This window comes from Sediminibacterium sp. (assembly GCF_030695065.1).
Classification (GTDB): Bacteria; Bacteroidota; Bacteroidia; order Chitinophagales; family Chitinophagaceae; genus Sediminibacterium.
Map to the genome: position 1 here is coordinate 104,360 of NZ_JAUYTR010000023.1, position 19,494 is coordinate 123,853.

The 19,494-nt window shown below is 36.2% G+C and carries 22 protein-coding genes; 12 read left to right on the forward strand and 10 right to left on the reverse strand.

Annotation, left to right across the window (positions count from 1 at the left end; all coding sequences use genetic code 11):
* From Q8S25_RS11235 to Q8S25_RS11270, 8 genes are all read left to right on the forward strand, one after another.
* On the forward strand, window positions 1–750 hold the full coding sequence (locus Q8S25_RS11235) for a polysaccharide deacetylase family protein (protein ID WP_305537773.1): 750 nt from the start codon (window positions 1–3) through the stop codon (window positions 748–750).
* A 61-nt stretch (window positions 751–811) separates the two neighbouring features.
* Complete coding sequence (locus Q8S25_RS11240) at window positions 812–2,248, forward strand: S9 family peptidase (RefSeq protein WP_305537774.1); 1,437 nt, start codon at window positions 812–814, stop codon at window positions 2,246–2,248.
* A 2-nt stretch (window positions 2,249–2,250) separates the two neighbouring features.
* Complete coding sequence (locus Q8S25_RS11245; RefSeq protein ID WP_305537775.1) at window positions 2,251–2,844, forward strand: ACP phosphodiesterase; 594 nt, start codon at window positions 2,251–2,253, stop codon at window positions 2,842–2,844.
* Window positions 2,845–2,871: 27 nt separating this feature from the next.
* A complete protein-coding gene (locus Q8S25_RS11250) occupies window positions 2,872–3,447 on the forward strand; it encodes a DUF2911 domain-containing protein (protein WP_305537776.1) in 576 nt (191 codons plus the stop codon).
* Between the two features lie 7 nt (window positions 3,448–3,454).
* Window positions 3,455–4,594: a cystathionine gamma-synthase gene (locus Q8S25_RS11255; protein ID WP_305537777.1), complete on the forward strand. Its 1,140-nt coding sequence runs from the start codon at window positions 3,455–3,457 to the stop codon at window positions 4,592–4,594.
* Complete coding sequence (locus Q8S25_RS11260; protein ID WP_305537778.1) at window positions 4,594–5,655, forward strand: serine hydrolase; 1,062 nt, start codon at window positions 4,594–4,596, stop codon at window positions 5,653–5,655. The genes Q8S25_RS11255 and Q8S25_RS11260 overlap by 1 nt, the downstream gene beginning before the upstream one ends.
* The gene (locus tag Q8S25_RS11265) at window positions 5,656–6,429 is read left to right on the forward strand and encodes a TIGR02757 family protein (RefSeq protein WP_305537779.1); all 774 of its coding nucleotides are present in this window, start codon (window positions 5,656–5,658) and stop codon (window positions 6,427–6,429) included. It begins immediately after the preceding gene.
* Between the two features lie 8 nt (window positions 6,430–6,437).
* On the forward strand, window positions 6,438–6,722 hold the full coding sequence (locus tag Q8S25_RS11270; protein ID WP_305537780.1) for a hypothetical protein: 285 nt from the start codon (window positions 6,438–6,440) through the stop codon (window positions 6,720–6,722).
* Here Q8S25_RS11270 and Q8S25_RS11275 read toward each other — a convergent pair whose 3' ends face one another.
* Window positions 6,723–9,236, reverse strand: coding sequence for a glycoside hydrolase family 9 protein (locus tag Q8S25_RS11275; RefSeq protein WP_305537781.1), 2,514 nt, complete (start codon window positions 9,234–9,236; stop codon window positions 6,723–6,725).
* A gap of 74 nt (window positions 9,237–9,310) precedes the next feature.
* On the opposite strand from Q8S25_RS11275, the gene Q8S25_RS11280 reads away from it, so the two are divergent.
* Window positions 9,311–10,318, forward strand: coding sequence for a fumarylacetoacetate hydrolase family protein (locus Q8S25_RS11280; RefSeq protein WP_305537782.1), 1,008 nt, complete (start codon window positions 9,311–9,313; stop codon window positions 10,316–10,318).
* Window positions 10,319–10,327: 9 nt separating this feature from the next.
* Window positions 10,328–11,215 (forward strand): flavin reductase family protein, encoded by an 888-nt coding sequence (locus Q8S25_RS11285; protein WP_305537783.1) that lies wholly within the window; start codon window positions 10,328–10,330, stop codon window positions 11,213–11,215.
* Window positions 11,216–11,223: 8 nt separating this feature from the next.
* On the opposite strand, the gene Q8S25_RS11290 is transcribed toward Q8S25_RS11285, so the two are convergent.
* Window positions 11,224–11,922: an SDR family oxidoreductase gene (locus tag Q8S25_RS11290; protein WP_305537785.1), complete on the reverse strand. Its 699-nt coding sequence runs from the start codon at window positions 11,920–11,922 to the stop codon at window positions 11,224–11,226.
* 25 nt (window positions 11,923–11,947) lie between these two features.
* Between Q8S25_RS11290 and Q8S25_RS11295 the strand changes: the two genes are divergently transcribed.
* Window positions 11,948–12,643, forward strand: a complete 696-nt coding sequence (locus Q8S25_RS11295) for a YjjG family noncanonical pyrimidine nucleotidase (protein WP_305537787.1) — start codon at window positions 11,948–11,950, stop codon at window positions 12,641–12,643.
* Window positions 12,644–12,703: 60 nt separating this feature from the next.
* Here Q8S25_RS11295 and Q8S25_RS11300 read toward each other — a convergent pair whose 3' ends face one another.
* The 5 genes from Q8S25_RS11300 to Q8S25_RS11320 all read right to left on the reverse strand — a co-directional run bounded on the left by Q8S25_RS11300 (window position 12,704) and on the right by Q8S25_RS11320 (window position 15,674).
* The gene (locus Q8S25_RS11300; protein ID WP_305537789.1) at window positions 12,704–12,907 is read right to left on the reverse strand and encodes a hypothetical protein; all 204 of its coding nucleotides are present in this window, start codon (window positions 12,905–12,907) and stop codon (window positions 12,704–12,706) included.
* Between the two features lie 84 nt (window positions 12,908–12,991).
* Window positions 12,992–13,648 (reverse strand): phosphatidylserine decarboxylase family protein, encoded by a 657-nt coding sequence (locus tag Q8S25_RS11305; RefSeq protein WP_305537791.1) that lies wholly within the window; start codon window positions 13,646–13,648, stop codon window positions 12,992–12,994.
* 47 nt (window positions 13,649–13,695) lie between these two features.
* A complete protein-coding gene (locus tag Q8S25_RS11310) occupies window positions 13,696–14,556 on the reverse strand; it encodes a phosphatidate cytidylyltransferase (RefSeq protein ID WP_305537793.1) in 861 nt (286 codons plus the stop codon).
* Between the two features lie 25 nt (window positions 14,557–14,581).
* Complete coding sequence (locus Q8S25_RS11315) at window positions 14,582–14,788, reverse strand: putative signal transducing protein (protein WP_305537795.1); 207 nt, start codon at window positions 14,786–14,788, stop codon at window positions 14,582–14,584.
* On the reverse strand, window positions 14,772–15,674 hold the full coding sequence (locus Q8S25_RS11320; protein WP_305537797.1) for a CPBP family intramembrane glutamic endopeptidase: 903 nt from the start codon (window positions 15,672–15,674) through the stop codon (window positions 14,772–14,774). Before Q8S25_RS11320 ends, Q8S25_RS11315 begins: the two co-directional genes overlap by 17 nt.
* Before the next feature lie 83 nt (window positions 15,675–15,757).
* On the opposite strand from Q8S25_RS11320, the gene dusB reads away from it, so the two are divergent.
* On the forward strand, window positions 15,758–16,798 hold the full coding sequence (dusB, locus tag Q8S25_RS11325; protein ID WP_305537799.1) for a tRNA dihydrouridine synthase DusB: 1,041 nt from the start codon (window positions 15,758–15,760) through the stop codon (window positions 16,796–16,798).
* Here dusB and Q8S25_RS11330 read toward each other — a convergent pair.
* From Q8S25_RS11330 to Q8S25_RS11340, 3 genes are read right to left on the reverse strand one after another with little or no spacing between them, the layout of a single operon-like run.
* Window positions 16,791–17,435: a glutathione peroxidase gene (locus Q8S25_RS11330; protein ID WP_305537801.1), complete on the reverse strand. Its 645-nt coding sequence runs from the start codon at window positions 17,433–17,435 to the stop codon at window positions 16,791–16,793. The two genes, dusB and Q8S25_RS11330, sit on opposite strands and share 8 nt — an antisense overlap.
* Window positions 17,436–17,477: 42 nt before the next feature.
* Window positions 17,478–18,854 (reverse strand): aldehyde dehydrogenase, encoded by a 1,377-nt coding sequence (locus Q8S25_RS11335; RefSeq protein WP_305537803.1) that lies wholly within the window; start codon window positions 18,852–18,854, stop codon window positions 17,478–17,480.
* Window positions 18,855–18,878: 24 nt separating this feature from the next.
* On the reverse strand, window positions 18,879–19,448 hold the full coding sequence (locus Q8S25_RS11340) for a pentapeptide repeat-containing protein (RefSeq protein ID WP_305537805.1): 570 nt from the start codon (window positions 19,446–19,448) through the stop codon (window positions 18,879–18,881).
* Between the last annotated feature and the right edge of the window lie 46 nt (window positions 19,449–19,494).

Sequence of the window (19,494 nt, forward strand, 5' to 3'; positions counted from 1 at the left end):
ATGAGCAGAAAGGTATTCATGAGTTTTGATGTAGAAGAGTTTGATATGCCATTGGAATATCAGCATGCTATTTCGGTTCAAGATCAAATGAGTATTGGCATAGAGGGGCTAAATGCAATTGCCCCCATATTAGATGCTGTTCCCAGCACATTATTTACTACAGCCAATTTTGCCAATCATTTTCCAGAAAGAATCAACCAACTTTCAGCATCACATGAAATTGCTTCACATACTTTTTATCATACTGCATATGCAACCGAAGATTTACTAAAATCTAGGCTAAGATTAGAAGAAATTACCCAACAAAAAGTAACAGGTTTAAGAATGCCAAGAATGCGCCCGGTATTAATGAAAGATGTATTGGCAGCTGGTTATCAATATGACTCTTCTATTAACCCCACTTGGTTACCAGGCAGATATAATAATTTCCATTTGCCAAGAACAGCTTATTACGAAGAAGGAGTTAAAAGAATTCCTGCATCGGTAAGCCCTGGCATCCGGATTCCCTTATTCTGGTTGAGTTTCAAGAACATGCCCTATGCATTGTATTTACAATTGTGCAAACAAACATTAGCAAAAGACGGTTATCTCTGTCTCTATTTTCATCCATGGGAATTTACTTCAATTGAACAATTTGGCCTTCCTGGCTATACTAGACGGTGGTGCGGGCCCGTATTAGTAGAACGCTTATTAAAGTTAATAAAAGACTTATCAAAAGATGCTGATTTTGGGACGATGAATCAGTTGTAATTTTGAATGCTTTCTCTTTCGACTGTGCAATTCGCTTATTTAAAAAATTAAAAGCATAAAAATGAAAATCAAAAATATAATTAGCCTAATAGTATTTATTCTGTCTTATTATACAGGAAACACGCAAACTGTGAGTGGTTCTTGGAAAGGGATTATAGATGCCGGAGGAAATAAATTACCCTTGGTGTTTCATATAAAACAAACCAATAAGCAATGGGAAGCCATTTTCGACAGCCCTGTACAAAATGCATATGGTATTAAAACAGGATCAACACAAATAAAGAATGATAGTATCAGCATCTCTATTCCTGCAATCAATGGGAGTTATAAAGGAAAATGGAATGGAACAGATTTAATAGATGGCCTATTTCAACAAGGCAATTTTAATACTGCCCTTGTACTTACAAGATCCAATGAACCCGTTAAACTAGAAGCACCAAAACCAACTCTAAGACCCCAAACACCCAAAGCACCTTTTGACTATTACAGTGAAGAAGTCAATTTTACGAATACAGATAAAACCGTTGAATTTGGAGCAACATTAACCTTACCAAAAAATAAAAAAGATTTTCCAACTGTCATATTGATTTCAGGAAGTGGAGCACAAGACCGCGACGGATCAATGTTTGATCACAAAATATATTGGGTATTGGCCGATCATTTAACTAAGGCGGGCATTGGCGTATTAAGAGTAGACGATAGAGGAGCAGGTAAAACCAGCTTGGGTCCTAACCCACAATCATTAACCAGCAAAAATTTTGCTAAAGATGTAGAAGCGGCCCTTCAATATTTATTAACTAGAGCAGAAATCAATACTAAAAAAATAGGATTGATAGGACATAGTGAAGGTGGAGCTATTGCTCCAATGGTGGCAGTTACCAATAAACAGATTGCTTTTATAACCTTATTAGCAGGGCCAGGAATACCGGGTCACGAAATTTGGAATTACCAAATGCGCAGAAATTTTATTCGGCCTAACCTAGCTAATGCAGAGTATGCAATAGCAGCATCGTTGGTTAATGAAATGAATTCGCATTTTAGATACAGTACCAAAGCAGACTCTATTAAAGTCAGTATGCAAAAAACCTATACTAGTTGGAAGCAAACCAATCCTTCGGTTGATGAAAATAAATTATTTACTGTAAAAGGAATTGAACCTTACTTTGGATTATTAAGTCAATTTAAACCTGCCTTAGCTTGGTTACAATTTTTTATGAATTATGATCCCACAGAAAATTTATCCAAATTAAAAATTCCTGTATTAGCACTTAACGGCGCTTCAGATATTCAAGTAAAAGCAGATGAAAATATAAGCGGAATCAAACAAGCCCTAACAAAAGCAAAGAATAAAAAATTTGAAGCTTACATATTGCCTTCTTTGAATCATTTATTTCAAAACTGTACCAGCCCCGAACAAACTTATGATTCAATTGAGGAAAGTTTTTCACCGGCAGCCCTTCAAATAATTAGCGACTGGATTAATAAAACAAATCAATAGTCATGAACTATTTAGCCCACGCCTATTTTTCCTTTGGTGATTCTGCAATTTTAACAGGGAATATGATTAGTGATTATGTGAAGGGTAAGAAACAATTTGATTACCCTCTATCTATTCAAAAAGGAATCAAATTGCATAGGGCTATAGATGAGTACACCGATAATCATGCTACAACAAAAGCCATCAAACAAATTTTTTCTCCTTTAGTGCGTCTATATGCTGGCGCATTTGCAGATATTGTTTATGACCATTTTTTAGCATTAGACCCCAATGAGAAAACTGCGGAAGAATGGATGCATTTTACTGAGACAACCTATCTTCAACTAGGTTCGCAGCAGGAATGGTTTCCGCCCTATTTTGCAAGGGTTTTCCCTTATATGCAACAACAAAACTGGTTGTATAACTATCGATTTGATTGGGGCATGGAGAACAGTTTTAAAGGTTTACAAAGAAGAGCAGCTTATTTAACCAATGCCGAGCAAGCTTTTGAACTATTCTTAGCCAATTATGCCCAAATACGTCAGTTATCCGCCGATTTTATACCGGATGTTAAAATATTTGCCATTGGTCAATTTCAACAATTGGTAGAACAATAGCTAGGTATATTTGTAAAAATGATTCAAATGAAAAAAATCGGATTTTTTTTAGCATTTGCATGCATCAGCATGGTTGCTCTTGGTCAACAAAAGCCAACTGAATTAGACAAATCTCCCATGGACATGAGTTATTGGCCCGACAATTACCCATTATTAAAAATGAGTGGGAAAGCCAAAGATCAACCAATAGCCAGGATTATTTATGGAAGACCAGTTAAGAATGGTAGAACCATTTTTGGAGGCATTATAAAATACAATGAACTGTGGCGCCTAGGTGCTAATGAAGCAACTGAATTAGAAATTTTTAGCCCAGTTAAAATTGCCAATAAAATAATCCCAAAAGGTAGGTATACCTTATTTTGTGTTCCCTCCGAAAACAGATGGACCATTATTGTAAGCAAGGATAATTTTTGTTGGGGAAGTTTTACTTATGATACTAGAAAAGATGTAGTAAGGGCAGATGTTAAACCCGAAACAACCGATGAAATTGTTGAAACTTTTACCATCTACTTTAATGAAAACGCTGGAAAAGCAAATTTGGTAATGCTCTGGGATAACCAACGTGCAGAATTACCTATGACACTTGTAACTACTAAAAAATAAAAATAGTATGAAGACCGCAACCAAATACATACATGCAGGAGCAGAACCAGATCCTTCTACCGGGGCTATTATGACTCCTATTTATCAAACCTCTACCTATGTTCAGGAAGCGCCTGGTGTTAACAAGGGGTTTGAATATGCTAGAAGCCAAAATCCTACCAGAAAAGCCTTAGAAGAAGCGTATGCGCAAATTGAAAATGGGCAATATGGATTAGCTTTTGGCAGTGGTGTTGCTGCAACTGATGCGGTCATTAAATTATTAAGCCCGGGCGATGAGGTAATTGCTGCCAACGATATGTACGGTGGAACGTACCGACTATTTTCAAAAGTGTTTGAAAAATTTGGAATCATTTTTACTTACGTAGACACTACCAATGTAGCCAATATTAAAGCTGCAGTTTCTACTAAGACCAAACTAATTTGGATTGAAACGCCTACCAATCCATTGATGAATATTACAGATATTGAAGCAGTTGCCGAAATAGCTAAAGCAAACAACGTGCTCCTATGTGTAGACAATACTTTTGCATCTCCTTACTTACAAAATCCATTAGACTTAGGTGCCGATATTGTAATGCACTCGGCTACTAAATATTTAGGTGGACACAGCGACGTAATTCAAGGTGCCTTAATGATGAATAACGCAGAACTTAGAGAGCAGCTTTATTTTATTCAAAAAAGTTGTGGTGCTGTTCCAGGTCCAATGGATTGCTTCTTAGTTTTAAGAGGAATTAAAACATTGCATTTGCGCATGCAAAGACATTGCGAAAATGGAAGAGTAATAGCCCATTGGTTAAGGAAACATCCTAAAGTGGGTAAAGTATACTGGTGTGGATTTGAAGACCATCCCAATTATGCCATTGCTAGAAAACAAATGCGCGATTTTGGGGGAATGCTTTCTTTTGAATTAAAAGACGATAGCATGGATGCTGCTAAAAAAGTATTATCGTCTACCAAATTATTCTCTTTAGCAGAGAGCTTAGGTGGAGTTGAAAGTTTGATTAACCATCCAGCATCTATGACACATGCTTCTATACCGAGAGAAAAACGTATTGCCAATGGCTTAAGTGATACCTTAATCAGATTAAGTATTGGTGTTGAAGACGCAGATGATTTAATTGCTGATTTAGAAAAAGCATTGGCATAATGATAAAAAAATCCAGGAGACTGTTAGTTACATTGTTATTTGTTTATAGCAATAGTATTGCACAAGTGAATATTGGAAACACTATCCAATTAAAACTGGATAGTGTATTTAAGCTAAATACAGTCCCTGGTATAATGGTAGCAAGCTCAATAAAAGGGAAACATCAATTTTATACAGTAGGAGTAGCAGATAAAAAATTGAATATTCCTTTTACGGCAGAAACACAGTTTGAAATAGGGAGTATCAGTAAAACCTATACTGCATTTATCTTAGAATCAGTATTAGAAAAAAACAGTATTGCAGATACTAGTTTAATCACTCAATTCTTACCGGATAGTCTAAAGAAAAATAAGGCAATAGGTAATATTCAATTATTGCATTTATTAAATCATACATCTGGATTACCAAGGCTTCCTGAAAATATTGGGATACCCCAAGATCGTTTACAACCTTATGCTAATTATGATAAAGAACAATTGTATTACTATTTAAGTATAACAGAACCTAAAACTTTTGGTAGGGTATCTTATTCCAATTTAGGTGTTGGCTTAGCAGGAGTAATTGCAGAAAACATAAGCAACAAACCCTATGAACAATTATTATCCGAATACATAAACAAGCCTTTTCAATTAAAACATACTGGTATTCAGTCTGCCAAAAGAATGCCCAAAGCAACTGGCTATTTTGGTAATGAAACGGCCGCTTATTGGGACATGAGTGTGCTGGTGGGTGCTGGCGGAATAAAATCGGATGCCGTTGATTTACTTCGTTATCTAGACTACATTGCATCGCATCAATCTTTACGAGTGGTTAAATTTGTGCTACAAAAAACAACCCAAGTAAACAAGCAAGTGGCTATTTCGAAAGCTTGGCATACTATTGAAAAAGATGGAACTACTTTAATGTATTGGCATAATGGAGGCACTTACGGTTTTTCTACTTTTGCTGCATTTAACCCAACTACTCAAAATAGTATAGTAGTAGTCATTAACGCTTTCAATAAAAATGATATTGCAGATAAATTAGGTATAGAAATAATGACCAATCTCTTAAAAGAATAAATGGAATCAACGGAAAAACTGCAAGATTTTTTTAATAAGAAAGTAAAAGAATATAACCAACCTACTTTTATTGCGTCGGATCCAGTTTGTATTCCGCATTTATTTACTAAAAAACAAGACATTGAAATTGCCGGATTTTTTTCGGCAATTTTTGCTTGGGGAAATAGAACAACCATCATCAATAAGTCTAAAGAGTTAATGCAATTGATGCAAATGCAACCATATTCATTTTGTTTGAATGCAAGTGTACCTGAATTAAAAAAACTAGAAGGCTTTAAACATAGAACTTTTAACGCAACCGATCTTTTGTACTGTATTGAGTTTTTTAAACAACATTATCTGCAATACAACTCCTTAGAAAATGCCTTTATGCCTAATAACAAACCGCCTAAAAGCGTAAAAGAAGCACTTAGTTATTTTCATCAATACTTTTTTTCTTTAGAATACGCTCCTTTAAGAACCAAAAAGCATATTTCTTCACCTGAGAAAGGGTCAAGTTGCAAAAGACTCAATATGTTTTTGCGGTGGATGGTTAGAAAAGATAATAATGGAGTAGATTTTGGAATATGGAAAAATATACACCCTAACCAATTGATATGTCCCATTGATGTTCACGTTGCTAGGGTTGCCAAAAGATTCAACTTATTAGATCGAAAACAAACCGATTGGTTAGCAGCAGAAGAGCTTACGAATTATTTAAAGAAGTTAGACCCGAAAGACCCAGCCAAATATGATTTTGCACTATTTGGTTTGGGTGTGATAGAGAAATATTAATTTTAAGAATGGCTGTACCCATTTTAGATATTGCCCAAATAGAACAACTCAATAAAACTGAACTAATTGATGCAATCAATTGGTTAATCATCAACGATTTTGAAAAACTGGTATTTATACTCTATCGCATTGATGTAAGCGAAGCAAAAATTAAAACATTACTCAATAAAGACAATACCAATTTTGCTGCACCCGTTATTGCAGATGCCATTTTAGAAAGATTGGAAGAAAAAAAAGCTTCTCGAGAAAAATACAGGCAAGATCCATCTGCATCCGATGAAGAAAAATGGTAGTTAATTAATTAGTTCATCAATTCGTTTAATAGTGTATCCTTTGGTTCGCAATAACCGAATAATTGCAGGTAGTTCATTATATAATTTTTCTTTTCGTCGCGGGTCGGTTCCCACGTGTAGCAATAAAATATTACCGTTCAGCTTTCCAGGAATATTTGCTAATGATTTCAATTGATTCATTAGTGCGGAATTGCTTTTATAACTGCTACCCATCTCTGGCCAAGTATAATCTGCATTGGTATAAGTTCCAGGAGTAAAACTAAACAAGTCTAATCCCTTCCAATTGCACCAACTAGCCACACTATCATTCCACCATTCAAATGGAGGAATAAATAATTTTCTTTTTTGCGTATTGATTCCCAAGTTCTCCATTGCTTCAAAATTCTTGTCTAAATCGGTAATAAAGGAATCGTAAGTCACTAATAATTTATTTCGGTTAGTCCAATCGTTATATAATAAATGATTATTGCTATGTGCACCTAAATAATGTTGCTCGTTTTCGAGCAATTTAATAGCATTCGAAAAAGTCTTGTTGGCATAAAATCTCCCCGTAAAAAAGAACCCCGCTTTTACTTGTTCTTTCGCCAATATTTTCTGTATGGTTTGCAATCCATCGCCATATTCGTCTCCAGTAAAAACCAATGATACAGATGGTTGTGAAGGATGTACAGATTTTATGACCGCTCCCATTTGTTTTATTGGTATTGAAACTGGAGAGGTATTTGCTTTATTATTTATAGTTGATTTTCCTTTAGCACTGTGTTGCTGTGCAGCCAACAAATAAATTAAACTAGCTGTTCCATCCATAGTGGGTTCATTGGTACTATAATCGCCATAGTCATCATGATATACGGCTAAATCACTTTGGAATGCAGCATACTCATCAGGTTCATTTAGTTGAATTCCAATTAAGTTTTTATAAATATGGGTATACACCGGTCCGTCTACCAAACCACCATTTATAGGATAATTTTTTAAATGTGTAAATCCTGAATGAGGATCTACAGGAGTATCACCCAAAGTAGGTAGTCCATAAACCATACTAGTTCCCCAAGGATTGCAGCCAAAAAGCCAATCTAAATTAGCTTGCTCTAATTGATCATAGGTATTATCGCCCGTTAATTCCTTGTACCATTTACATTGAATGGCAAATGAAGTGGTTAAATTATTGCTGCACCAAATAAAGGGCACCCCTCTATAAAAAGCATTTTGTTTTGCTTTTTGCCAAACTACCTCAATACCATTTTTATAAAAACCTAAAATGGTATCTCGTTGTGCTCCTTTCAGTTGTTTAGCCAATTCATAATGTCCTAGGTTAATAAAAGGATACCACTGGTAATGGCTGGCTGTATCTTTACCTAACCAAGGTGTAAGTGGCTCTTGTTTTGCATATTCATATGCCCTACTAATTGGTAGCATATTTGCTTTGGCCAACATTGCAGTAGACAGTTCCATATCGTCTACCCAATTTTCTTCTGCATATATATAAGGTGATCTTACCGATGCCGTTTGTGTAACACCTGGTTTAATTAAAGAGAATTGATAAGCACTAAAAGCTTTTTCTTCATACAACTTTGCAAAAGGGGTTGTTTTAAAAACTTCTGCAGCTAATGTAAATGCAGCACTAAATTTAGCAGCTGTTGAACTAGTGCCAGTAGTATTGTTTAAGAATTTGCCTCTTTGTTGTGGTAGTCCATTGATGAAATAAACAGGCCTCTCATATCCCCTGCCATAGTAGTTATCCTCTTTGGGTATCCGCATACTCATATGATCGCGATCATCTGCCAATTGATTAAACATCCAATCTTTTCGAGGATGCATTTTAACCAACCAGTCCAATCCCCATTTGGCTTCATCTAAAATATCAGAACGATTGTTTTTCCCTTTTAGTCCATTCCACTCATACTGGTCATCAAAAACATGAGGGAAATGATTATAAGCCGCAAGTAAATGAAAAGTTGCATTGGCAGTGGTACTGCTGTATTGTAAATAATCACTGGCATCGTGCCACCCACCAGTAGCATCAATACTTGTGCTGTCTTTAATACCTGCAGCTGATCCGTACAATGTATAACCAACATGCGTATGGCAACTATCGTTTAAGAATGGATTAAAGCCGCTTCTTTGTTGGCGCATGTACTGAAGGCAAAAGTCTGCTGTACCATCATAAACAGATGGATCAATCCTAAAAACAGGAGAAACAGCTTTACCTGCCTTTAAATAATACCTGCCCGGCTGAACAACGGCACTAAAGTTCAAGCGATAAGTAGTTTTGAATGGACCATAGCTGCCAAAGTTTTTTCCTGCAACTGCTTGAAAAACTATTTTGTTTGTTCTAGCATTAATTAGTTGAAAGCTTGAAATTGTATTGGTGGATTTACTTCCAAAAACCGCTACTTTGCTGCCTTTAGGCAAGTACCCCAGTTGGTTAATTCTAATCCAACTACTATCTAATGCCATTAAATTAGATACAAGAAATACCATCACGCAAACAATCAATAACAATCTTTTCATTTTGGTAATTATAGCTTAAAGATACAGCCTGCTACAGGGTTTTTAACCTATTTTTGCAACCAAAATATTCCATAATGAAGCTTGTCTCTTACTTATCTAACGGTCACGATCAATTGGCATTTTTAGTTGATGATTTATTATTTGATTGCGACTTGATGCATCCTGAGCTCCCCAATAGCATGAATATGTTTTTGCAATATTGGGATGATATGTTTCCTATTGCACAGCAAACAGAAGCTGCTATTAAATCGGGTAGACTCAGCAAAGACAGAGGCATTTCTATAGCGGAAACCATGCTACTTGCTCCGGTTCCTTTTCCTACTTCATGCAGAGATGGATATGCTTTTAGACAACACGTAGCCGCTGCAAGAAGAAATAGAAAAGTAGACATGATTCCAGAATTTGATCAATACCCAATTTTCTATTTTACCAATCATCACAGTGTTCAAGGACCAGGAGAGATCGTTTGTATGCCCGATCATTTTGAAAAACTAGATTTCGAATTAGAAGCTGCTATTGTAATATGTAAGAATGGTAGAAATATCAGAGCAGAAGATGCAGATCAATATATTGGTGGGTTAATGATCATGAACGATATGAGTGCAAGAAGATTGCAAATGGAGGAAATGTTATTGAACCTAGGACCAGCAAAAGGAAAAGATTTTTCTACTGTGATTGGACCTTGTTTGGTTACACCTGATGAATTGCAAGAATTCGAAATTCCTGCAAAAGAAGGTCATGTGGGTAAAAGCTGGAACCTTAATATGAAATGTTGGGTAAATGGAGTTCAAGTAAGCGATGGCAATGTAGGAGATATGGATTGGACATTTGCGGAAATAATAGAGCGTTGTTCTTATGGCGTAAACATTCAAGCAGGAGATGTAATTGGAAGTGGAACGGTTGGTACGGGCTGCTTTCTTGAATTGAATGGCACGGGCAAATTGAATGACCCTAATTACCAAGAACAATGGCTGCAAGCTGGGGATATGGTTGAAATGGAAATTACTGGATTGGGTAAATTGAGTAATACTATTGTAAAAGACGAAGATGACTTTTCTATTTTAGCTAAAAAGAAAATATAACCCTGTTGTATGAAAATAGTTTTATCAGAGTTGCCTATTATGCAAAAACAAGCATGGTTACAACACGCAATTGCGCCAAGGCCCATTTGTTTTGCGAGTACTATAGATGAAGCAGGTAATATTAATTTGAGCCCATTTAGTTTTTTTAACCTATTTTCTTCTAACCCGCCTATTGTTGTTTTTTCACCCGCCAGAAAAGGTAGAGACAACACTACCAAACATACATTAGACAATGTGTTGGCAGTACCAGAATGTGTAATCAACATAGTAGATTATGCTATGGTGCAGCAAATGAGTTTATCAAGTTGCGAATACCCAAAAGGGGTAGATGAATTTATTAAAGCAGGCTTTACCAAAGAAGCGGCAACCATGGTTAAACCGCCCATGGTAAAAGAAGCTAAAATAAAATTAGAGTGTAAAATAAATGAAGTAAAAAGTTTAGGCGACCAAGGAGGAGCTGGTCAATTGGTAATAGCAGAAGTGCTTTGCATGCATATAGACGATGCTATTTTGAATGAAGCTGGCACCATTATAGACCAAACCAAATTAGAATTAGTAGCAAGACTAGGCGGAGATTGGTATTGCAAAGTAAATTCCCATAATTTATTTAAAGTAGCTAAACCCAATACCGCATTAGGGATAGGGATTGATGCTATTCCAAGCAGTATTAAAAACAGCTCCATTTTAACGGGCAATCATTTGGGTCAGTTAGGCAATGTAAACGAACTACCATCTATTGACCCTGCATTTCATGATGATCGCTTAAAAAATATTATTCAATACTATGCCATCAACCCCAATGAAATGGAACAGGAACTGCATATATATGCAGCCGAGCTATTGAATCAAGAAAAAGTACAAGAAGCCTGGCAGGTATTACTTTCAGGTACATTGTAAAATGAATTTTACAAATCTCCCAACTGAGGTCGCATAACAATATCTTCAACCACAGCCATTGGAGATAGTTTAGATGCAGCAACAATCATTTCAGCAACATCATTCACTTCCATAATTCTCTTGGGGTCAATATCAAAACCATCCCAGCTTGCACTTAGTGTTGCACCAGGCATTACTGAAGTTACTTTGATTCCTTTGGGTTTTAATTCTTCGCGAAGATTTTTACTAAAGCCAAGCAAAGCAAATTTACTGATGCTATAACTTCCTCCATTTGCGTATGCATTTAAAGAAGCTATGGAACAGATATTGAAAATATGGCCTGCGCAGTTTTGAATCATTGTAGGCAAGAACGCTCTAGTTAAATGATACGCACTATACAAATTGGTTTGAATCATTTGTTCTAAAATACCTTCTGCTTCATTGTGAATACTCCCAGGAATAAACTGCCCGGCATTGTTTATTAAGATATCCGGTGATCCGAACTTTAAACACCATTCCGAAAAAGACAATATATCTTCTTTATTGGCCATATCACAAGACATTCCTTTTATAATACTATTGGGGTAAGCGGTTTGTAATTCATTTACGGTATCATACAAGCTTTTTTGGCCTCTGCTACAAAGCAATAGGGTATTGCCTTCTACAGCAAATTTTTCGGCAATGGCTTTTCCAATCCCTTTAGATGCGCCAGTTACTATTATATTCATCTACTAAAGTTACTAACTTTACACAATGCAATACAGGCACTTATTTTTTGATTTAGATCACACACTTTGGGACTTTGATACCAATTCTAAAGAAGCATTGAAAGACTTATATGATACCAATCAATTAGACCAAAAAGGTATAGCGCATTTTGATGATTTTTTTGAGCGTTATAGCTACCACAACCATCTGCTTTGGGAAAGGTATGCAAAAGGTCAAATTAAACAAGATGAACTAAGATGGAAAAGAATGTATTTGGCTATGCTCGATTTTAAATTTGCCGACGAAAAATTATCGCGATCAATGGGAGTTGAATTCTTAGACATTCTTCCCAATAAAAATAAACTCTTTCCGTATACGCACGAAATATTAAGATACCTTCAAGACAAAGGATATATTCTCCATTTAATTACCAACGGTTTCGAAAAAGTGCAACAACATAAACTAGCCAAGAGCAATATTGATATTTACTTTACAGAGATGATTACGTCGGAAGTAAGTAATAGCTTAAAACCCAATAAAGAAATTTTTGAATATGCTCTCAATAAAACTGGAGCAAATACAAAGAACAGTATAATGATTGGTGATAATTTAGATGCAGATATTCAAGGCGGAATTAATGCAGGGTTAGATACTGTATTTGTAAATCATATTAATGCGGCACCGCATATTCAACCTACCTATACTATTTTTCATTTGAAAGAATTAGCCCAAATTTTTTAAGCCAATAAAAAACCCGTACCGATAAAATCGGGACGGGTACGTAACAATTGGGGGGATTGATTATGCTTTTTTAGTAGTTGTTGTTTTCTTAGCTGCGTCTTTCTTGCAGCAATCTTTCATTTCTTTACCTTTCATATCACACTTCATTTCTTTCCCTTCTTTTGCACACTCTTTACCTTTTGCGCATTTTTTTCCATCACCGTGTGCGAATGCTACACCACTCATTAAGAATGCAGCTGTTGCAAATAAGAACGCTTTTTTCATATGATTTGTTTTTAATTTGATAGTGAAATTACCGATTTTGTTCAATTTTTCTGCAGATTTTTTGTTAAACTCCTAATCGGCTGATTACCAACTAGCAAGAACAGTCACTCCGCCCTTTACCACTTGGTTCAGCTCAACATTCACTTTAGTACCCACTGGCAGCAACACATCTACCCTGCTTCCAAACTTAATGAACCCGTATTCATTGCACTGGATTGCTTTTTGGCCAACAGCAGAATAATTACAAATCCTTTTAGCCAAAGCCCCTGCAATTTGTTTGAATAAGATTTCTCCATATTGATTCTTGACTGCTACACTCCATCGCTCATTTTCAGTTGAAGACTTTGGGTGCCAGGCTACTAAATATTTTCCTTTATGGTATTGGTTATACGTTACCTCCCCATTCATTGGGTACCTATTCACGTGCACGTTGGCTGGGCTCATGAAAATGCTCACTTGAATGCGCTTATCTTTGAAATATTCCACATCTGTTATTTCCTCTATTACCACCACTTTACCATCTGCAGGACAAATAATTTTATTGTCATCTAAAGTGTGAACCCGATTTGGAATTCTGAAAAAGGAAATGATAAAAAGAAATAAGGCCAATGTAAGTACAAAAATGATCATTGCCACAGTTGGAAATGATGCACTTAAAAAGCTAAACGATATCAGGTTAATTACCCCAAAAAGTAAGGCTGTAATTGCAATGGTTTTATATCCTTCCTTATGTATAGTCATATATATTTATAATTAAAGTGCAAATGTATGGTTGGAATAAGATACTCTTAGAAAAAAAGAAATAAAACAATCCAAACCGCTGGTATAGCAATCAATAATGAGTCAAACCGGTCTAAAAATCCCCCATGACCTGGCATAAAGCTTCCGCTGTCTTTTACCCCTGCAGTTCGCTTGATTTTACTTTCCAATAAATCGCCCAAAGTACCTGCAATGGCAGCCGTTAGAGATATGGCTATTAAAGTTTGATAAGGCAGCCCCCAGAAAAAATAACCTCCTAAGCTTACCACTATTATGGCTAAAATCATACCCCCATAAGTGCCTTCTTTGGTCTTTTTAGGGCTGATAGGACTTAAAGGAGTTTTCCCAATTAAGGAACCTACTAAGTAAGCCATGGTGTCATTAATCCAAATGGAGGCTATAATCACCATGGGCAAAATCCAATCTGGCCCTTTAAAAAACTGAACACTGTGATCGTATAAATCTACCATCATGGCACAAGGAATGGTAATGTACAATACGCCTAATGCTGAATATAAATTAACTGGATATCCCAACTTAGGTCTATAGAAGAAAATGGTGACCAACAAAACAATGATGAGTATATAAATAATAAATGACCCCCAATACCAAAGCGGCAAAGATTGATAAAGCGTACCCTTTCCTGCAATAATGAGCATCACCCAAAAACTGCCTAAAATATTTTGTGATTTATATATGATGGGAGCTCCAGCGTAAGTAGCGTTTATTTTCCCCATTAATTGATGGAATTCTACTAAACAGCCAACCATGATAATCGTAAACAAAACCAAAAAGCTCCACTGATTATAAAACAGACCAACCAGCATCACTAGTACAAATACCACTGCTGTTATTGCCCTGGTTTTGAATGTTTGAAGATTTAGTGCCATAAAAACGAAGATAATGATAGTGTTGTTACTGACTGAAAGTCTGTTGTATCAACTGAATAGCGGTTTCCTTTAAATGGAAAGGAACATATATTTCAACTTCCCCAAAGATGACATAACTGCTGTCTTGTTTATTCAATTGCTGAACAGGTATTTGATTTTCTAAAAGCATACCCTCTAAAATACTCGCTTCAGCAATACTTTTGGTTGCAAAAACTTTAGTCCACTGATTCATTGGCTAAAGGTAGCGTCTTTCTTAAAAATAATAGTGCAGGTATAACAATCATTAAACCAAAGACTCCGTACCATATGGGCATAGATTCATCCATGGCTTCCTTAATGGGTTTACCCATTTGTGTGTATACGTAAATTTGAATAACAACAACCGCATTATTTAAAAAATGCATCAAAATAGCCAACCATAAATTGCCGGTTAAATAATATATAAGGCCCAAAACCACACCCAATGCAACCCTTGGTAAGAAACCAAAATAAGAAGCATGTATTGCACTAAATAAAATAGAAGATATGATGATTCCTACTGCAACATTTTTAGTGAGCCCTACTAATACTCTTTGCAAACCTGCTCTAAACAATACTTCTTCAAAAATGGCAGGAGCTATTGCTATTACCAATAAGCCAAGAAGTAAATCGCCCATATTTTTCATAGTAGCCAAAGTAATCATGGTTTGCTGGTACTCATTTTCTAATTTCCTAGCTTTTGCTAAAAAAGTAGCTGGCATAGGAATGATTTCGTTAATAGCAGATAAGGATCCACTTAAAAAAAGTGCTCCAAAAGAAATAACTCCAACCGCAATTACTTGCTTGATGTTAATATGACTATTAAATCCAAGGGTTTGAAATGCATTTTTATGCGCAATTTTTGCAACCGCCCAAGCGGGGATAAAAAAAGCAATAAAAGTGGTTAAAGCATTGGCAAAGCGAGCAAATTGAACGTTTTCAGGCTTCATTAAGGCATCTGGAACTTGTAAAAATGGCACATTAAGTATAACAGAACTGAGCCAACTCATCAATAATCCACTTAACAATAATCCCACTCCTAAAAATCCCAAAAGCAACGCAAACTGACTGGGATAGGCAATAACAGGTTTCTGATTCATCAAATTGAGTAATAAGGTTGTAAATTTGCATTTCCTTTTATCTTCCGCAAAGTATTAAATGATAAAAGGTAGTGTATTGCAATATGGTTAAAATAGATCAAATAGTGTTGCCTGATTTTCCACTTTTATTGGCTCCAATGGAAGATGTGAGTGATCCGCCGTTTAGGGCGGTATGCAAAGACAGCGGGGCAGACCTAATGTATACGGAGTTTATAAGTAGCGAAGGCCTTATTAGAGACGCCATAAAAAGTCGTCAAAAACTAGACATATTCGAGTATGAGCGTCCGGTAGGCATTCAAATATTTGGGGGGGATGAAGAAGCCCTTTCATTGAGCGCAAAGATTGTAGAAACGGTAAACCCTGATTTATTAGACATCAATTTTGGATGTCCGGTAAAAAAAGTAGCACTTAAAGGTGCTGGAGCTGGGGTTTTAAAAGATATAGACTTGATGGTTCGTTTAACTGAAGCAACTGTTAAAAGTACCAAGCTGCCTGTAACGGTAAAAACCAGATTGGGTTGGGACGATCAAAGTAAAAATATTGAAGAAGTTGCTGAAAGATTACAAGATGTAGGTATTAAGGCATTGGCCATACATGGTAGAACCAGGGCTCAAATGTACAAGGGTGAAGCCGATTGGACTTTGATAGCCAAAGTGAAGAATAACCCAAGAATTAAGATACCCATTTTTGGAAACGGAGATATTGATAGCCCACAAAAAGCCAAATTGTACAAAGAACGTTATGGCGTAGATGGAATTATGATTGGCCGGGCAGCCATTGGGTATCCTTGGATATTTAGAGAAATAAAACATTACTTAGCAACGGGTGAAGTTTTACCAGCACCAACATTGGCTGAGCGTGTAGCAGTTTGTAAAAAACATTTGCGCAAATCGGTGGAATGGAAAGGACCCAAAGTGGGCATCTTCGAAATGCGTAGGCACTATACCAATTATTTAAAGGGATTACCTGGAATTAAAGACTACAGAGCAAGACTAGTAACCTTAATGGAACCAGCAGAAATTGAAGGCGTATTAGACGAAGTAACCGCCAATTACGAAGGTTACGAATTTGAGCGAATGCCTATTGAGTTAATTGACTATCACCAAAAATGTCCTATTAATTAATCGGAATATCTTTAGGCGATACCCATTGAGAATAATAGCTCTCGAGCACACCGTTTTCATTAATTAAATATTTGGAAAAATTCCAATCGGGTTGTTTGTTACACCATCCGTTTTTAAATGGATCTGTTAACCATACATAAACAGATTGTTGCTGAGCACCCTTAATCACTTGGCCTTTTTTCATTAACTGAAAACTGACACCATAGTTTACTTTACAAAATGCAGCAATGTCTTCATCAGACTTTTTTTCTTGGTCTTTAAAATCGTTAGCAGGAAAACCAATCACCACTAAACGGTCTCCGTATTGTTGGTGCAATTGCTCCAATTCTTCGTATTGCCCTGTGTAACCACAATCACTTGCAGTGTTTACCAACAATACTTTCTTTCCTTTCAATTCACTAAAATGAAGGGTGTCTCCATTGTTCTTAACAGCCTGCAGATCATAAAAAGAATCGGTAGGCTTAACTTGGTCTTTATTGAGTAAAGTATTTTTAGACTGCCCAGTTAGTTTTCCCATAAACATAATAATGGGGTAAGCGGCTTTCAGTATTGATTGTTTCCAAGTCATTTGAGGTTTTTTTATCAGCAAGCCAGCAACTACCAGCACTGCAACTATAATTATAATGATTCGCTTCATATACGTTTATTCAAATGAAAAGGTTTAACCCTTGAAGGCAAATTAACCAATCAACCATTTTAATAATTTTAATTTACCAGTGAAAGGAGGATATTTCATAGCAGGATCAAACCATGTTGGCGTTTTCATCACCGCTTTTTTGTGACTAAATGTTTCAAAACTGTATTTTCCATGGTAAGCGCCGGTTCCGCTAAAACCCCTGCCACCAAAGGGCAAATTAGGATTGGTTAAATGAAGGGTTGCAGTATTAACACAAGCGCCGCCAGCAGGAACTGCCTGCAACCATGCTTGTTCTTTAGCTTTACTCCCCGTGAAAATATAAAACGCCAATGGATTGGGATTTTTTGCAATGATTGCTTTTGCATCATCCATTGTATTAAAACTCAATATGGGTAATATAGGTCCGAATATTTCATCGCGCATAATATTGGAATCAACCAATACACCATCTAAAATAGTAGGCTCAATGTAAAGTGTTGCAGCATCGTATTTACCACCATACACAATAGTGCCATCCGACAAATATTGAACAATGCGATTGAATTGTTTTTCATTAATGATTCTTCCATACCCTTCTTCCTTTGCAGCATCATTCCCATAAAATTGAGGAATGGCTTTTTTTAGTGCTTCAATTAATTGAACACGTTTAGACTCGTGCACTAAAATATAATCAGGCGCTACACACATTTGGCCAGCATTCGAAAACTTAGGCATGGCAATGCGTTTAGCGGCAATGGTAATATTAGCATCATCCTCTACTATACATGGACTCTTGCCACCCAATTCTAATGTAACGGGCACTAAATTTTCGGCAGCCATTTTATAAATAATTTTTCCAACGCTGGTGCTTCCCGTATAAAAAACATGATCAAAAGCAAACTGATTCATCATGGCCGGAATAACAGTAGCACCATCGCCAGGAACAAACAATACTTGTTCAGGAGGAAATACTGCATGAATGATTTTTTCCATTACGGCCGCAGTGGCTGGAGCAAACTCGCTGGGTTTTAAAACCACTGTATTTCCTGCGGCAATAGCGCCCATTAAAGGAGTAAATAATAATTGAAATGGATAATTCCAAGGGCCAATAATTAACACTACACCCAACGGCTCTCTCATCACTTTAGAGCTAGAGGGAAGATTTAATAGATTAGTAGGAACTGCTTCAGGTTCCATCCACTGTTTTAAGTTGGCCAACGTATCTTTTAACTCAGCCATAAAAAATCCATTCTCTGTAACCCAACACTCTTCCTTGCTTTTATGCAAATCTGCAAACAGCGCAGCATAAATTTCGTCTTCATGATTTTCTACTGCACGCTTCAAATTCAAGAGTTGTTGCTTCCTAAAAGCATAGGGTCTTGTAGCACCAGATACAAAAAATTGGCGCAGTTGCTGCAGTTGTGTTATAAGGGCTTGCATTCATCAATTATTTAGCTGAACAAGTTAAGGAGTTATTACAATATCATACTTATCTAAAAGACCAGCTATGCTTAAAATAGAAAATTTTGCTTTTGAAATTTGGTTGATGGTAGGATCTATAGAAAAATGATAAGAAGTACTAAAGTCGGCTTTTACCAATATAGTATGGTCAAAAATAGCTTCAGACAAATCACAATGATCAAATACTGCCTCAGTTAAGTCTGCTTCTGCAAATTCGGTTCCTTGTAATTGCGAGTTCTTGAAAACTGTTTTTTTAATCTTTGATTTGTAAAAAGAAGCATGATTTAATTGGCAACCATCGAATGAAAAAGAAAGTCCAAATTCATTGCAATTGTCAAAACGAAGTCCCAACATTTTACAGTCTTTAAATGTAACATCCTGGAACCTTGTTTTATTAAGCTTCAACATGCTCAAATTGCAATCAATAAATTGGCAGTCGATGAATTTGAATGCGGAAAAATCTTTGTTGGCAAAATCACCATTTTTGAAAACGCAATTTTCATACTCCCCCTTAGTTAAAAACTCGGCTTTATTTAAGGTTTTATCTTGAATGTATATTTCCGATTCTTGCATTTTCAATTTTCTAATATTAACCCCTACCAATTAGGTTTACCGCCAA

Excerpts from the sequence above, each read along its gene's own strand:
- Q8S25_RS11235 (WP_305537773.1), top strand. The coding sequence starts at position 1 with ATGAGCAGAAAGGTATTCATGAGTTTTGATGTAGAAGAGTTTGATATG.
- Q8S25_RS11240 (WP_305537774.1), top strand. The coding sequence starts at position 812 with ATGAAAATCAAAAATATAATTAGCCTAATAGTATTTATTCTGTCTTAT.
- Q8S25_RS11245 (WP_305537775.1), top strand. The coding sequence starts at position 2,251 with ATGAACTATTTAGCCCACGCCTATTTTTCCTTTGGTGATTCTGCAATT.
- Q8S25_RS11250 (WP_305537776.1), top strand. The coding sequence starts at position 2,872 with ATGAAAAAAATCGGATTTTTTTTAGCATTTGCATGCATCAGCATGGTT.
- Q8S25_RS11255 (WP_305537777.1), top strand. The coding sequence starts at position 3,455 with ATGAAGACCGCAACCAAATACATACATGCAGGAGCAGAACCAGATCCT.
- Q8S25_RS11260 (WP_305537778.1), top strand. The coding sequence starts at position 4,594 with ATGATAAAAAAATCCAGGAGACTGTTAGTTACATTGTTATTTGTTTAT.
- Q8S25_RS11265 (WP_305537779.1), top strand. The coding sequence starts at position 5,656 with ATGGAATCAACGGAAAAACTGCAAGATTTTTTTAATAAGAAAGTAAAA.
- Q8S25_RS11270 (WP_305537780.1), top strand. The coding sequence starts at position 6,438 with ATGGCTGTACCCATTTTAGATATTGCCCAAATAGAACAACTCAATAAA.
- Q8S25_RS11275 (WP_305537781.1), bottom strand. The coding sequence starts at position 9,236 with ATGAAAAGATTGTTATTGATTGTTTGCGTGATGGTATTTCTTGTATCT.
- Q8S25_RS11280 (WP_305537782.1), top strand. The coding sequence starts at position 9,311 with ATGAAGCTTGTCTCTTACTTATCTAACGGTCACGATCAATTGGCATTT.
- Q8S25_RS11285 (WP_305537783.1), top strand. The coding sequence starts at position 10,328 with ATGAAAATAGTTTTATCAGAGTTGCCTATTATGCAAAAACAAGCATGG.
- Q8S25_RS11290 (WP_305537785.1), bottom strand. The coding sequence starts at position 11,922 with ATGAATATAATAGTAACTGGCGCATCTAAAGGGATTGGAAAAGCCATT.
- Q8S25_RS11295 (WP_305537787.1), top strand. The coding sequence starts at position 11,948 with ATGCAATACAGGCACTTATTTTTTGATTTAGATCACACACTTTGGGAC.
- Q8S25_RS11300 (WP_305537789.1), bottom strand. The coding sequence starts at position 12,907 with ATGAAAAAAGCGTTCTTATTTGCAACAGCTGCATTCTTAATGAGTGGT.
- Q8S25_RS11305 (WP_305537791.1), bottom strand. The coding sequence starts at position 13,648 with ATGACTATACATAAGGAAGGATATAAAACCATTGCAATTACAGCCTTA.
- Q8S25_RS11310 (WP_305537793.1), bottom strand. The coding sequence starts at position 14,556 with ATGGCACTAAATCTTCAAACATTCAAAACCAGGGCAATAACAGCAGTG.
- Q8S25_RS11315 (WP_305537795.1), bottom strand. The coding sequence starts at position 14,788 with ATGAATCAGTGGACTAAAGTTTTTGCAACCAAAAGTATTGCTGAAGCG.
- Q8S25_RS11320 (WP_305537797.1), bottom strand. The coding sequence starts at position 15,674 with ATGAATCAGAAACCTGTTATTGCCTATCCCAGTCAGTTTGCGTTGCTT.
- dusB (WP_305537799.1), top strand. The coding sequence starts at position 15,758 with ATGGTTAAAATAGATCAAATAGTGTTGCCTGATTTTCCACTTTTATTG.
- Q8S25_RS11330 (WP_305537801.1), bottom strand. The coding sequence starts at position 17,435 with ATGAAGCGAATCATTATAATTATAGTTGCAGTGCTGGTAGTTGCTGGC.
- Q8S25_RS11335 (WP_305537803.1), bottom strand. The coding sequence starts at position 18,854 with ATGCAAGCCCTTATAACACAACTGCAGCAACTGCGCCAATTTTTTGTA.
- Q8S25_RS11340 (WP_305537805.1), bottom strand. The coding sequence starts at position 19,448 with ATGCAAGAATCGGAAATATACATTCAAGATAAAACCTTAAATAAAGCC.